The organism is Streptomyces sp. NPDC058534 (genome assembly GCF_042717365.1).
Classification (GTDB): Bacteria; Actinomycetota; Actinomycetes; order Streptomycetales; family Streptomycetaceae; genus Streptomyces.
Genome location: NZ_JBHXNW010000131.1, coordinates 1 through 13,011, shown reverse-complemented (window position 1 = coordinate 13,011; position 13,011 = coordinate 1). Strand labels below are relative to the sequence as shown.

General features: G+C 71.0%; 16 protein-coding genes and 1 pseudogene. 12 read left to right on the top strand and 5 right to left on the bottom strand.

All coding sequences use genetic code 11. The features are described from left to right. The first annotated feature begins 167 nt into the window (after positions 1-167). Genes ACFWR9_RS41180 through ACFWR9_RS41170 form a run of 3 tightly spaced genes read left to right on the top strand, consistent with a single transcriptional unit; the run spans position 168 to position 3,566 of the window. Positions 168-1,364 carry a CaiB/BaiF CoA transferase family protein gene (locus ACFWR9_RS41180; RefSeq protein ID WP_383852383.1) on the top strand — a complete coding sequence of 399 codons (1,197 nt, stop codon included), beginning with the start codon at positions 168-170 and terminating at the stop codon, positions 1,362-1,364. Positions 1,365-1,377: 13 nt separating this feature from the next. Then, positions 1,378-3,111 carry a cytochrome c oxidase subunit I gene (ctaD, locus tag ACFWR9_RS41175; protein WP_383852380.1) on the top strand — a complete coding sequence of 578 codons (1,734 nt, stop codon included), beginning with the start codon at positions 1,378-1,380 and terminating at the stop codon, positions 3,109-3,111. Further along, on the top strand, positions 3,108-3,566 hold the full coding sequence (locus tag ACFWR9_RS41170) for a cytochrome c oxidase subunit 4 (RefSeq protein WP_383852377.1): 459 nt from the start codon (positions 3,108-3,110) through the stop codon (positions 3,564-3,566). The genes ctaD and ACFWR9_RS41170 overlap by 4 nt, the downstream gene beginning before the upstream one ends. On the opposite strand, the gene ACFWR9_RS41165 is transcribed toward ACFWR9_RS41170, so the two are convergent. The 4 genes and pseudogenes from ACFWR9_RS41165 to ACFWR9_RS41150 all read right to left on the bottom strand — a co-directional run bounded on the left by ACFWR9_RS41165 (position 3,494) and on the right by ACFWR9_RS41150 (position 6,329). Beyond that, positions 3,494-5,107: a cytochrome bc complex cytochrome b subunit gene (locus tag ACFWR9_RS41165; protein ID WP_383852375.1), complete on the bottom strand. Its 1,614-nt coding sequence runs from the start codon at positions 5,105-5,107 to the stop codon at positions 3,494-3,496. The genes ACFWR9_RS41170 and ACFWR9_RS41165 overlap by 73 nt on opposite strands. Positions 5,108-5,162: 55 nt before the next feature. Further along, positions 5,163-5,513: a hypothetical protein gene (locus tag ACFWR9_RS41160; protein WP_383852373.1), complete on the bottom strand. Its 351-nt coding sequence runs from the start codon at positions 5,511-5,513 to the stop codon at positions 5,163-5,165. Between the two features lie 34 nt (positions 5,514-5,547). Continuing rightward, positions 5,548-5,904 (bottom strand): DUF6479 family protein, encoded by a 357-nt coding sequence (locus ACFWR9_RS41155; protein ID WP_383852370.1) that lies wholly within the window; start codon positions 5,902-5,904, stop codon positions 5,548-5,550. Positions 5,905-5,941: 37 nt separating this feature from the next. Further along, positions 5,942-6,329, bottom strand: a pseudogene (locus tag ACFWR9_RS41150) (ChaB family protein). A gap of 153 nt (positions 6,330-6,482) precedes the next feature. Between ACFWR9_RS41150 and ACFWR9_RS41145 the strand changes: the two are divergent. The 7 genes from ACFWR9_RS41145 (at position 6,483) to ACFWR9_RS41115 (ending at position 11,030) form a co-directional block, all read left to right on the top strand. Next, positions 6,483-6,860, top strand: coding sequence for a four-helix bundle copper-binding protein (locus tag ACFWR9_RS41145; RefSeq protein ID WP_234959252.1), 378 nt, complete (start codon positions 6,483-6,485; stop codon positions 6,858-6,860). Between the two features lie 475 nt (positions 6,861-7,335). After that, entirely contained in the window at positions 7,336-7,461 is a 126-nt protein-coding gene (locus tag ACFWR9_RS41140; protein ID WP_383852367.1) for a hypothetical protein, read from the top strand. 78 nt (positions 7,462-7,539) lie between these two features. Then, positions 7,540-7,860, top strand: a complete 321-nt coding sequence (locus ACFWR9_RS41135; RefSeq protein WP_383852364.1) for a DMT family transporter — start codon at positions 7,540-7,542, stop codon at positions 7,858-7,860. Continuing rightward, a complete protein-coding gene (locus ACFWR9_RS41130; protein ID WP_383852362.1) occupies positions 7,860-8,405 on the top strand; it encodes a TetR/AcrR family transcriptional regulator in 546 nt (181 codons plus the stop codon). Before ACFWR9_RS41135 ends, ACFWR9_RS41130 begins: the two co-directional genes overlap by 1 nt. A 65-nt stretch (positions 8,406-8,470) precedes the next feature. Next, the gene (gene dapD / locus ACFWR9_RS41125) at positions 8,471-9,460 is read left to right on the top strand and encodes a 2,3,4,5-tetrahydropyridine-2,6-dicarboxylate N-succinyltransferase (protein ID WP_383852359.1); all 990 of its coding nucleotides are present in this window, start codon (positions 8,471-8,473) and stop codon (positions 9,458-9,460) included. A 143-nt stretch (positions 9,461-9,603) separates the two neighbouring features. After that, on the top strand, positions 9,604-10,662 hold the full coding sequence (locus ACFWR9_RS41120) for a GTP pyrophosphokinase family protein (protein ID WP_383852356.1): 1,059 nt from the start codon (positions 9,604-9,606) through the stop codon (positions 10,660-10,662). Positions 10,663-10,799: 137 nt separating this feature from the next. Beyond that, positions 10,800-11,030, top strand: a complete 231-nt coding sequence (locus ACFWR9_RS41115; RefSeq protein WP_383852353.1) for a hypothetical protein — start codon at positions 10,800-10,802, stop codon at positions 11,028-11,030. Here ACFWR9_RS41115 and dapA read toward each other — a convergent pair. Further along, positions 11,015-11,941, bottom strand: coding sequence for a 4-hydroxy-tetrahydrodipicolinate synthase (gene dapA, locus ACFWR9_RS41110; RefSeq protein ID WP_383852350.1), 927 nt, complete (start codon positions 11,939-11,941; stop codon positions 11,015-11,017). The two genes, ACFWR9_RS41115 and dapA, sit on opposite strands and share 16 nt — an antisense overlap. A gap of 169 nt (positions 11,942-12,110) precedes the next feature. On the opposite strand from dapA, the gene ACFWR9_RS41105 reads away from it, so the two are divergent. Both ACFWR9_RS41105 and ACFWR9_RS41100 read left to right on the top strand, forming a co-directional pair. Beyond that, entirely contained in the window at positions 12,111-12,530 is a 420-nt protein-coding gene (locus ACFWR9_RS41105; protein ID WP_383852347.1) for a phage holin family protein, read from the top strand. Next, positions 12,527-12,952: a DUF3618 domain-containing protein gene (locus ACFWR9_RS41100; protein WP_383852344.1), complete on the top strand. Its 426-nt coding sequence runs from the start codon at positions 12,527-12,529 to the stop codon at positions 12,950-12,952. Before ACFWR9_RS41105 ends, ACFWR9_RS41100 begins: the two co-directional genes overlap by 4 nt. Positions 12,953-13,011 lie beyond the last annotated feature (59 nt).

Below are 13,011 nucleotides of genomic sequence, written 5' to 3'. Positions count from 1 at the left end.
CGTACCCGACCACGCGCCCACCCCGCCCCCGCACGCGGCCCGGACCCGGCGCCGTCCGGTCCGGGCCCGCGTGCACGTGGCGCAGCTCACGTGTGAGGAGACCGGCGAGCGCGCATGCCGATCAGGAGACCGGTCACCACGGACCGGACCCGACGAGGAGCCGCGCCATGCCCAGGAACACCACGCCCGCCGACCACGGCGGCACGCCCGACCCGCACGACACGGGAGCCCTTCAGGGGGTGCGCATCGCCGACTTCTCCCGCGTGCTGGCCGGACCATACGCCACGATGCTCCTCGCCGACCTGGGCGCCGAGGTCGTCAAGGTGGAGCGGCCCGGCACCGGCGACGACACCCGGGCCTGGCGTCCGCCCGCCGACGCCTCCGGCACCTCCACGTACTTCCTGGGCGTGAACCGCAACAAGCGGTCCGTCACCCTCGACCTCACCACCGACGAGGGACGGGACCGGGCCCGCACGCTGATCGCCGGCTCGGACGTCGTGGTGGAGAACTTCCGCCCCGGCACCATGGAGAAGCTCGGCCTCGGCCACGAGGAACTCCTCGCCGCCGACCCGCGGCTCGTCTACTGCTCCGTCACCGGCTTCGGCACCGGAGCGGGCGCCGGAATGCCCGGCTACGACCTGCTGGTGCAGGCCGTCGGCGGGCTGATGAGCGTCACCGGGCAACCGGAACCGGACGGGGAACCGACCAAGACGGGCGTGGCCCTCGTCGACGTCATCACCGGACTGCACGCCACCGTCGGCATCCTCGCCGCCCTGCGCCACCGGGAGCGCACCGGCCAGGGCCAGCTCGTCGAGGTCAGCCTGCTCGGCTCGCTGCTGTCGGCGATGGCGAACCAGGCCTCCGGGTACGTCTCGGCGGGGGTTGTCCCGGGCCGGCTCGGCAACGGCCACCCGAGCATCGCCCCGTACGAGACCTTCTCCACGGCGGACCGGCCGATCGCCCTCGCGGTCGGCAACGACCGGCAGTTCGCCGCGCTGGCCGCGCTGCTCGGCGCACCCGGGCTCGCCGACGACGCGCGGTTCCGCAGCAACCCGGACCGCGTGGCCCACCGGAGTGAACTCCGCCCGCTGCTCCAGGACCGGCTGCGCACCCGCACCGCCGACCACTGGGCCGACGTGCTGCCCGCGGCCGGCGTGCCGGCCGGTCCGGTCAACGCCCTCGACCAGGCCTTCGCCTACGCCGAACGGCTGGGCGTCGAGGCCGTGGTGGACGTCGGCGGTACCCGCCAGGTGGCCCATCCGATCCGTCTCGGCAGCACCCCGGCGAGCTACCGGCTCGCACCGCCTGAGCTGGGCGAACACACCGAGGACGTCTTCCGTACGAGGGAGGGGCCGGGCGCCTGACGCCGGCCCCGGCGTGGCCGTACGGCTGAGCCCACAGCGCCTGGGTACCCTCCGCCGCATGGCGGTGGACAGGAGGACCGAGCCGCCGCGCCGGGCACCGGCGCGGCAGCGGACGAACCGCACGCTCGGGCGGGCGCTGGCCCGGTGGGCGACGACGACCGATCACAAGGTGATCGGCAATCTCTATATGACGACGTCCTTCGGCTTCTTCCTCTTCGGCGGCCTCCTCGCCCTGCTGATGCGCAGTGAACTGGCCCGCCCGGGACTCCAGCTGGTCACCAATCACCAGTACAACCAGCTGTTCACCGTCCACGGCACGATCATGATGCTGCTGTTCGCGACCCCGCTGTTCGCCGGGTTCGCCAACGCGATCATGCCGTTGCATATCGGCGCCCCGGACGTGGCGTTCCCCCGGCTCAACGCGCTCTCCTACTGGCTGTACCTGTTCGGCGGCCTGATGGTGGTGGCCGGCTTCCTGACACCCGGGGGAGCGGCCGCTTTCGGCTGGTTCGCGTACGCGCCGCTGAACAACGCGGTGTTCAGCCCCGGCACGGGCGGCGATCTGTGGACCATGGGTCTGGTGGTGACCGGTGTGTCCACCACGCTCGGCGCGGTCAACTTCATCACCACCATCCTGTGTCTGCGCGCTCCCGGCATGACCATGTTCCGCATGCCGATCTTCACCTGGAACGTGCTCTTCACATCGATCCTGGTGCTGCCCGCCTTCCCCGTCCTCACCGCCGCGCTGCTCGCACTGGAGGCCGACCGGAAGTTCGGCGCGCACATCTTCGACGCGGCGAACGGCGGGGCGCTGCTGTGGCAGCACCTGTTCTGGTTCTTCGGCCATCCCGAGGTGTACATCGTCGCGCTGCCGTTCTTCGGCATCGTCTCCGAGATCATCCCGGTGTTCAGCCGCAAGCCGATCTTCGGCTACGTCAGTCTGGTCGGCGCCACCATCGCGATCACCATGCTGTCCGCCGTGGTGTGGGCCCACCACATGTTCGCCACCGGCGCGGTGCTGCTGCCGTTCTTCTCCCTGATGTCGTTCCTCATCGCGGTGCCGACGGGAGTGAAGTTCTTCAACTGGATCGGCACGATGATCCACGGCTCGCTGTCCTTCGAGACACCCATGCTGTGGTCGTTCGGGTTCCTGATGACATTCCTGCTCGGCGGCATGAGCGGCGTCCTCATCGCCTCCCCACCCCTGGACTTCCACCTGACGGACTCGTACTTCATCGTCGCCCACCTGCACTACGTGCTCTTCGGCACCGTCGTCTTCGCGATGTTCGCCGGTTTCTACTTCTGGTGGCCGAAGTTCACCGGCAGACTGCTCGACGAACGCCTCGGGAAGATCCACTTCTGGACGCTCTTCGTCGGCTTCCAGACCACCTTCCTCGTCCAGCACTGGCTCGGCCAGCAGGGCATGCCGCGCCGCTACGCCGACTACCTGGCCGCGGACGGCTTCACCACGCTGAACACCATCAGCTCCATCGGCGCCTTCCTGCTCGGCCTCTCCACGCTGCCCTTCCTCTACAACGTGTGGCGCACCCGCCAGTACGGCACGAAGGTGGAGCACGACGACCCCTGGGGCTACGGACGTTCCCTCGAATGGGCCACCAGCTGCCCGCCCCCGCGGCACAACTTCACGTCGCTGCCCCGGGTCCGCTCCGAGTCACCGGCGTTCGACCTGCACCACCCGGACATCGGCCGACACGACCAGAGGCACGAGCAGAGGAGGCAGAGTTGAGGACCGAAGCCCGTCTGTTCACCGGCGTGGCGGCCTTCTTCGCCGTCACCGCGGCCACCTACGGCTGGTTCTCCCACGAGCCGGCCGGCACCGCCGCACTGACCATCGCCTTCCTGATGGCCTCGCTCGTCGCGTTCTTCCTGCACGTGCAGTACCGCAAGCGCGGCCTGCGGGCGCAGGACCGGGGCGACGCCGAGGTCCTGGACACCGCGGGCCCGCTGGACTTCTTCCCGCCGCACAGCCCCTGGCCCATCACGGCCGCGCTCGGCGCCGTCGTCCTCGCGCTCGGCATCGTCTACGGTCTGTGGCTCGCGCTGATCGGCTTCGGCGTGGTCGCCCTCGCCGTCTTCGGCCTCGTCTTCCAGTACGCCGACCGGGACGCTCAGCGCTCCAGCTCGCCGGAGGACGATTCCGGCTCGGACTCCGTCTCCTCGACGTCGACCCGGTCGCCGTAGTACCACTCGCTGAGCGTCGCCCGCAGCCGCCCCACCTGCGATGCGTCCTCGTCGGGCGCCGTCGGCGCGAGCGGCTCGGGCTCCTTCCGCGACCGCAGCACGTACCGCTCCTCGGCGTCGAGGGGCGCGTGGCTCTCGACGTAGCCGCCCGCCAGGGTCTGCACCAGATCGCCCGTCTCCCCGCCCTCGGAAAGCCGCTCCCGCTCCCTCTCCTGCAGCGCCAGGCAGACACGTTTGGTCGCCATGAAGGCGATCGGCGGCAGCAGCACCAGGGAGATCCGGAACACCCAGGTCAGCAGGTTCAGCGAGACGTCGAAGACGTAGGCGAGGATGTCGTTGCCGCCCGCCAGCAGGAGAACCGCGTAGAAACAGATCGCGGCGACGCCCAGCCCGGTCCGCACGGGCTTGTCCCGGGGCCGTTCGCACAGATGGTGCTCCGCGTGGTCGCCCGTCACCCAGCGCTCGAAGAACGGGTACGCGTACAGCACCGCGAACAGGGCGCCCGGCAGCACGACCGCGGGCACCAGCACGTTCCACATGACGGTGTGCCCCGCCACCTCTGTCTCGAACGGCGGCACCAGCCGCAGCGACCCCTCCAGGAAGCCGACGTACCAGTCCGGTTGCGAGCCGAAGGAGACGAGGTCGGGCCGGTAGGGTCCGTACGCCCAGATCGGGTTGATCTGCGCCGCCCCCGCGAGCACCGTCAGGACACCGAAGACCATGAAGAACAAGCCCGTCGAGTTCGTCATGAACTGCGGGAACATCGGCTTGCCCACCGCGTTGCGGTTGGTGCGGCCGCGTCCCGCCCACTGGGTGTGCTTCAGATAGAAGACCAGGATCAGATGGAGCGTGACCAGCGCCAGCAGCAGCCCAGGGAGCAGCAGGATGTGCAGCGAGTACAACCGCGGGATCACGTCGTCGCCGGGATACTCGCCACCGAACACGAACATGCTGAGGTACGTCCCGACCAACGGGATGGACAGCATGATGCCCTGCGCGATGCGCAGCCCCGTCCCGGACAGCAGATCGTCGGGGAGCGAGTAGCCGGCGAAGCCCTCGACGAGCGCCAGCAGGAACAGCGTCACGCCGATCAGCCAGTTCACCTCACGTGGCCGGCGGAACGCCCCGGTGAAGAAGATCCGCAGCAGATGCACTCCGATGGCCGACAGGAACACCAGGGCCGCCCAGTGGTGCATCTGCCGGATCAGCAGCCCGCCGCGCACGTCGAAACTGATGTCCACCGTCGAGCGGTACGCCTCCGACATGCTCAGCCCGAGCAGTGGCTCGTACGACCCGTCGTAGACGACCTCCGCCATCGACGGCTCGAAGAACAGGGTCAGCCACACCCCGGTCAGCAGTAGCACGACGAGGCTGTAGAGGGCGATCTCGCCCAGGAGGAAAGACCAGTGCTCCGGGAAGGCCTTGCGCAGCAGCCCACCGCCCTCGGAGACGGGGAAGCGCCCGTCGGCCCAGTTGACGGTGTGTTCGGCCGCGTAGCGGGCCCGCGCGCCGGCGCGGGCCCTTCTCCTCTTCAACAGCACCGCGCATGGATTCCCCGCCGCCCGCGCCGGAAACTACGCCCGTACCGGGCGGAGACTACCTACGGTCCCCCTTCGGCTTGCCCGGCTGGTCCGGAGTGCCGTGCGGCGGCGGGGAGAACGGCTCCGGAGAGGTCGCGGGCGACACGGGGGAGCCCGTGCGGCCCTGCCCCTGCTCCGGGCGTACGGCGTCCGGGTCGCCCGAGGACGGCTCGGCACCGGACTTCAACTGTTCCAGCCGGGCCGCCAGCAGCTCCGTGGCGGGGAGGCGGTCGGCGTGCGACCTCTCGTACGCCAGCAGTTCCTCCACATCCTCCGCGCCCAGGGACCGGATCCGGCTCTCCAGCCCGCCGATGGGCAGGTGGTCGTAGTCCGGCAGCGCCAGGGTGTCGCGAGCGGGGTCGGCCATGGTTCCCACTTCCCTCTGCACGACATCCTCGGGGTCAGCGTCCGCCCGGTCCGCCGCTGCCGAACGAACCGCTGCTGCCCTCGTCCCAGCGGGGCCGCTCCTGATCCGCGGCGGTGCGGCTGCCCTGGTGCCCGAGCTCGTGCGGCAGCGCCCGGTCGTCGCTCCTGGGCATCTCGTCGGGCTCCCGGCGCTCCCGAGTCTCGTGGACGGGCCCCTCGTCGGGCATACGGGGCTGCTCCTCGGGACGCGGCGGGGGCGACTCCTTGCGCTTTTGCCGGCTACCGAAGGCGAACGCGCCGATCAGCAGGCCCACCACCACGACGGCCGCGGCACCGATGCCGATGCCGATCCCGCTGGAGCTCACGGCCAGGTCCATCCATGCGTTGGTCATGGGGCGCGGGTACCCCCGGTCCACGTGACCAACCTGCTCAGCCCGACCGGGACGCTCGCGTCTGCGAGCGGTTGGCCTTCCGGATCGCCGCGAGCAGATCCGCCTTCGACATCCGTGACCGGCGCTCGACGCCCAGCCGCTTCGCGACGCCGTACAGGTGCTCCTTGGAGGCCTTCTCGTCGACTCCCTCGCCGCTGCGGCCGCCCGGACTGCGGGTCGGAAGGACCCTTGCGGCCGCCCTCCTTGCGCTCCCAGTGGTCGCCGACCTTCTCGTACTTGTGCTTCAGCGCCCCGTACGCCACCCGGTGGGCGCGCTCGCCCTCGCCGTACTCCTCCACGGCCGAGTCGTGGGCCTTGATCCAGGTGCGCTGGGCCTCCCGGGGGGAGCGTTCCAGGGTCGACGGCAGTTCCTGCCGTCCCGGCATGTCGTGCACCTCCGTGTGCGGTCGACTTCATCGCTGTCACCAGCTTCACAAGAGTCCACGGGTGCCCGGCGGCCCACCCGGAAAACAGGCCGGAGCCCTTGGAAACACCGGGCCCGCCGGTTTGGCGCCGCCCGCAGCGGCAACCCGCGCGGTGTGACATCGACAACGACTTCCCAGCAGGAACTGTTCCGCTTCCTGGAGGACCGCTTCGCGTGCGCACAGGCGTGCACCGAGTGCGCCAGGGCCTGCGCGCTGCGGGCGAGCCTCGTGGACCCGGACGGAACCGAGAACCAGGAACTCGTACGGCGCAGGGGCATCATGTGCGCGGAGGTCTGCGACGCGACCTGCCGCGTGCTGTCCGAACAGAACCAGGTGGACGAGGACGCCATCCGCGTCCAGCTGGAGTGGTGCCGGCAGGTGTGTCTGGAGAGCGCGCACGTCTTCGACGCGCACCCGGGCGCCGAGGAGAGCGCGCAGGCGTGCCGCGACTGCGCCCGGGCCTGCGGAGAGTTCCTGGCCACCCTGCACTGAAGCCCGGGGAGCAGCGGCCCCTGGGATCCGGCCGCGCGGGGCGTTGGCCTCGCGGCATGGCGGCGACGCGTTCGAACGCCGATCCGGGGCAGCACCGGGGTCAGCCACGACATGCCCCGGAACTGGAACTCGGGGTCGGGGATCGGCGCGAAGTGGGCCACCTGCTCGGGCAGCAGGAACCAGGGCTCGCTGCCGGTCGGCGGGTCGTAATGCGGGCCGAGGCTATGGAGCGCGTGGTCACCCGCTGGTACAGGGACTACCGCCAGGTTCGGCTCCTGCCCCCGGATCCTGGACCGCACCCGCGAGACCATCGCTGCCCTCGGCTGGGAGGCGGACCCGGAGCTATGGGGGCCGCCGTCCGACGAGACCCTCGTCTCCGTGGCGGCGAAGTGCCAGCACGCCCCGGACTGCACCATCGTCATCACGCCCAAACCGAAGCCCGGCCTCGCGTAGCCTGCCCGTGAAGGGAGGCCCTATGTCCGAATGGACCGACCCGCGTTACGCGGATCTGGTGGCGGCGTGGAACCGCTCGCAGCAACCGGAGTCGCGCGACCCGGAGCCGAGGCCGGCGCGGGGATTCATCGTCCCGCCCAAGCCCTAGCGCAGTACCCGCGGCCCCCGCCCGCCGGCCCCCCCCGTTCTCGTGTCATCCGGCCCTCCGTTATGTACGCTCGTACACATGGGATATCTGCTCCTGGCCGGAGCCATCGCCGCCGAGGTCGCCGGAACCACCGCCATGAAGTACAGCGAGGGCTTCAGCAGGCTGGTCCCCTCGCTGCTGACGGCGTTCGGGTACGTGCTCTCCTTCGCGCTGCTCGCGCAGACCCTGAAGGTGCTGTCCGTCGGCACCGCCTACGCCATCTGGGCGGGCGTGGGCACGGCCGCCATCGCCACGATCGGGGTGGCGTTCATGGGGGAGGGGATGACGCTCACCAAGGCCGCCGGGATCGCGCTGATCATCATCGGGGTCGTCGTCCTCAACCTGGGCGGCGCGCACTGATGTCCCGCCGCTACGACCCCGAGCGACGCCAGCGCCTCATCGACGCGGCGATCCGGGTCGTCGGCCGCAAGGGCATCGCCGGCCTCAGCCACCGCACGGCCGCCGCCGAGGCGGACGTGCCGCTGGGTTCGACGACGTACCACTTCGCGACCCTGGACGAGCTGCTGGTCGCCGCCCTGCGCCAGGCCAACGAGGGCTTCGCCAAGGTCGTGGCCGGGCACCCGGGCCTGTCCGACCCCGACGCCGACCTGCCCGGCGAACTGGCCCGCGTGCTCGGCGAGTGGCTGGCCGGCGACCGCACGGGCGTGGAGCTGGAGTACGAGCTGTACCTGGCCGCCCTGCGCCGGCCCGCCCTGCGTCCGGTGGCGGCGGAGTGGGCCGAGGGCGTCGCCGGCCTGCTCTCCCACCGCACGGACCCGCTCACGGCGCGGGCCCTGGTCGCGCTGATGGACGGCGTCTGCCTCCAGGTGCTGCTGACGGACACGCCGTACGACGAGGAGTACACGCGGGAGGTCCTGGCGCGGGTGATCCCACCGGGCCCGTGACCGCGGGGCGAGACGGCCGCGGGGTCGGCTCGCATCGGTGGGCGGCGGCCGGTTAGGTTGCCCTCATGACCGACACGACTGCTTCCCGCACCACCGGCGCCGTGGCCGCCGGGCTTGCCACCATCGCCGCCGACGGCACCGTCCTCGACACCTGGTTCCCGGCCCCCGAACTGTCCGCCGAGCCGGGCCCGTCCGGCACCCAGCGCCTCACGGCCGAACAGGCCGCCGGCCTTCTCGGCGGCGGCGCGACCGCCGCTGTCGGTCTGGACGCCCGCCGCGGTGTCGAGGTGGTCGCGGTCCGCACGGTCATCTCCTCGCTGGACGAGAAGCCGGTCGACACGCACGACGTCTACCTGCGCCTGCACCTGCTCTCCCACCGCCTGGTCAAGCCGCACGGCCAGAGCCTGGACGGCATCTTCGCCCACCTCGCCAACGTCGCCTGGACCTCGCTGGGCCCGGTCGCCGTCGACGACGTCGAGAAGGTCCGCCTGGGCGCCCGCGCCGAGGGCCTGCACCTCCAGGTGACCTCGATCGACAAGTTCCCGCGCATGACGGACTACGTCGCCCCCAAGGGCGTGCGCATCGCCGACGCCGACCGCGTCCGCCTCGGCGCGCACCTCTCCGAGGGCACCACCGTCATGCACGAGGGCTTCGTCAACTTCAACGCCGGCACGCTGGGCACCTCGATGGTCGAGGGCCGCATCTCCGCGGGCGTCGTCGTCGGCGACGGTTCCGACATCGGCGGCGGCGCCTCCACCATGGGCACCCTCTCCGGCGGCGGCAACGTGCGCATCGTCATCGGCGAGCGCTGCCTGGTCGGCGCCGAGGCGGGCGTGGGCATCGCGCTCGGCGACGAGTGCGTGGTCGAGGCCGGCCTCTACGTCACCGCCGGCACCCGCGTGACGCTGCCCGACGGCCAGGTCGTCAAGGCCCGCGAACTCTCCGGCGCCTCCAACATCCTCTTCCGCCGCAACTCGGTCACGGGCACGGTCGAGGCCCGCCCGAACAACGCGGTGTGGGGCGGCCTGAACGAGATCCTGCACAGCCACAACTGATCCGACCCGGTCGCCGGGAAGCGCCCCCGCGGACGGTCTCCGGGCCGTCCGGGAGGGCGCTCTCGTGCTTCTGGGCCGAAGCGCCGTCCGTGCCTGGGGCCCTCTGGAAGGATGTGACGTCCAGTCACATGGGGGAGGGGTGCGTGAAGGAGGAGACGGGTTCCGGGGCGGATTGGCCCGCCGCCTACTCGGCGGTGCGGAACACGTACGAGAGGTACTGCGAGAAGCTCCAGGATCTTCTCGCGCTGGTGCTGGAGACGTACGGCATCGAGTACGTGCAGATGGAGGGCAGGGCGAAGGACGTCGCGAGTTTCACGGAGAAGATCCAGCGGAAGGGCGGGAAGTACACGGATCCGCTGGCCGAGGTGACGGATCTGGCGGGGATCCGCATCATCGCCTACTACGTGGAGGACGTCGAAAGAATCGCGAGCATCATCCGGCAGGAGTTCTCCGTGCTGGAGGAGCACAGCGGTGACAAGCAGGCGGAGCTGGCGGACAACGAGTTCGGGTACGCGTCGTTCCATCTGGTTCTGGAGCTGGCGGAGAAGAGGAGTTCACTTCGCGAGTGGCAGGAGTTCGCCGGCCGCAAGGCCGAGATCCAGGTGCGGACGGCGCTCCAGCACGCGTGGGCCGCGGTCAATCACAAGCTGGACTACAAGAAGTCCCAGGACAGCCCCAGGGAGTTGCGGCGGCGCCTGTTCCGGCTCAGTGCCCTCTTCGAGTTGGCGGACGAGGAGTTCTCGAAGATCAGGCTGGAGGGGGAGCGGATCTCCGCCGACTACGTCCGAGAAGTGCGCAGCGGCACCTACGACCTGGAAGTCAACGTCGACTCCGTGACGGCGTGGATCCGCGAGGACCCGCTGGTGGCGCGGGTGCGGCGGGTCGCCCAACGGATCGGGTGGCCGCTGCTCGGTGACTCCGACCCGGTGCCTCCCGTGGACCGCAGGGACCTGGTGCACTTCCTGAACGCGCAGTACATGACCCGCATCGGTGACCTACGGGACGCCCTGCACCAGGGCGAATCCCTGATCGAGTCCGTTCTGAGACGGTTCATCGACGACGAGGAGGAACCGCACCCCACCTCCATGGAGGACCTGATGACCCAGTTCCTCCTCGTGTACAGGAAGGTCCCCGTGGAGGTCTGGAACGCCTATTACGAACCCACGGAGGCATTCGTGGCGGCGCGTGCGCTGGTGCCGTAGGCGGCGGTCGCACGGTCGTCACCCGACGCGCCCCCGCACGTACGGATGACCCCCCGTGACCTTCCGGTGGTCTTGGCGGATGAACGGGTGGACGCAGAGTCCGATCAGACGCCGATCCGACGAGACGAGGGCTTGGTATGACGAACGAACGGGCGAGGATCATGGCGCGTTGGCTGGCCGGGGCGGGGGCCGCCGTGCTGGTGTGCTGGGTCCCGGCGGGCGCCGCGCACGCCGACGAGACGACGACCGGTTCGCACAACGGCCCCCGGGTCGGGCTCCTCAACGTCCACGTCGGGCAGATCGACGACCCCGCGGAGGACGTACTGGAGCACACCCTGCTGTTCGGCGACGGCTACGCCTGGGACTGACCCGCCTCGGACGACAGTCCCCGGTATGCCGCCAGCAGTTCGCCGGTCGCCTTCCGGTCCGCGGCGCGCAGCGGTGCGCGGACCGGGCCGGACGGCAGGCCCAGCGCGCCGAGCAGCGCCTTCGTGGTGACCGTGCCGGGCAGGCCCGCCGCCATCATCGGCTCGATCAGGGCGAGCGCCCGCCGCTGGAGGCGTGCGGCCCGTCCGGTGTCTCCCGCGTCGAAGGCGTCGAGGAGGGTGCGGAACAGTTCCGGGACGACGTTCGCGACGGTGCTGACGTACCCGGCGGCGCCGATCGCGTACAGGGCGAGGATCTGTTCGTCGCAGCCGGCGTAGTACGCCAGGTCGGTGCGGGACAGGACCTTCTGGGTGCCCAGCAGGTCGTAGGAGCAGTCCTTGACGGCGACGATCCGCGGGTGGTCGGCGAGGCGGACGAGGGTGTCGGGCTCGATGCGGGTGCCGGTGCGGGCCGGGATGTCGTAGAGGGCGAGCGGCAGCCCGCAGGCGTCCGCGACCTCCCGGAAGTGCGCCTCCAGGGCGTCCTGCGGGGGCCGGCTGTAGTACGGCGCGACCACCAGCAGTCCGTCCGCGCCGGCCTTCTCCGCGGCCAGGGCCAGCTCGACGGTGTGCCGCGTGTCGGCGGTGCCCACCCCGGCGACCAGTGCCGCACGATTCCCGACCGCCTCCCGCACCGCCGTCACCAGCTCCGACTTCTCGGCGTCCGTGGTGGTCGGCGACTCGCCCGTGGTGCCGGACAGCACCAGGCCGTCACAGCCCGCCGCCGCCAGCCGGTCGGCGAGCCGCTGGGCGCCGTCGAGATCCAGCGCTCCGGAGTCGGTGAACGGCGTGACCATGGCGCACAGCGCACGGCCGAAGGGGGGAGGGGAGGGGCGGTCGTCGTCTGTCGTCATGGGAGTAGTGTCGGCAGGCCGACGCTGTAGCTCCACTTAATTTTTCTACGAGATATTTGTAAGGGATGCTGTAGACATCGGGCTTCGCCCGGCCAGGGACCAGCGCAGGGGTAGTGCCCGGCGGCGTGGGGTACCCGGGGTGCTTCCAACCGAGAGGAGGCGGTACACCGTGACCGGAACCATGCACACCAGGCCGGTGCACGACGAGCACCACTCCGTGGGCGACCTCGTCGGTCAGGCCACTGAACAGCTCTCCCGGCTCGTGCGCCAGGAAGTGTCCCTCGCCAAGCTGGAGCTGGCGGAGAAGGGCAAGCGCGCGGGGCGCGGCGGCGGCATGCTCGGTGCCGCGGGCGCCATCGCGTACGTCGGCCTGTTCGCCCTCGCCGGCACGGCCACCGCCGCGCTCTCGCTGGTGTTGCCCGTGTGGGCCGCGGCGCTCATCGTGACGGCGGTGCTCTTCGTGATCGCCGGCATCCTCGCCGCGACCGGTCGCGCCCAGCTCCGTCGAGCCGTACCCCCCAAGCCCGAGGAGGCCCTCGGAAGCGTCAGGGCCGACGTGGACCAGATCAGGGAAAGGGCGCATCGATGACCGACGCGACGAGCGGGGACCGCCCGAGGACCGGTTCCACCGCGCAGCCCACCGGAGCCAAGGGCCCCGACGAACTGCGCAGGCAGATCGAACAGACCCGCAGCCGGCTCGGTGACACCGTGGAGGAACTGGCGGGGAAGGCGGACGTGAAGGGCCGCGCCAAGGCCCGGGCCGCCGACCTGCGGGACAAGGCCGGCGCCATGACCGTGCAACTGCGCAGTTCCGCCGCGCACGCGGGCCACACCGTGCACGACAAGGCGGGCCGGGCCGGTCACTTGGCCGAGGAGCGTGTGCCGGACCGGGCGCGTGGCGCCGTGCGGACGGGGCTGGGGCATCCGCGGGTGCTGCTGGTCGCCGGCGCGGCCGTGTGCGCCCTGGCCACGGCGGGCGTGCTGCGCCACCGCCACCAGGGGCACCGCTGAACCACGACACACACATACGCACGCGAGCGACGAGGGGCACCGCCCACGGGGTGCCCCTC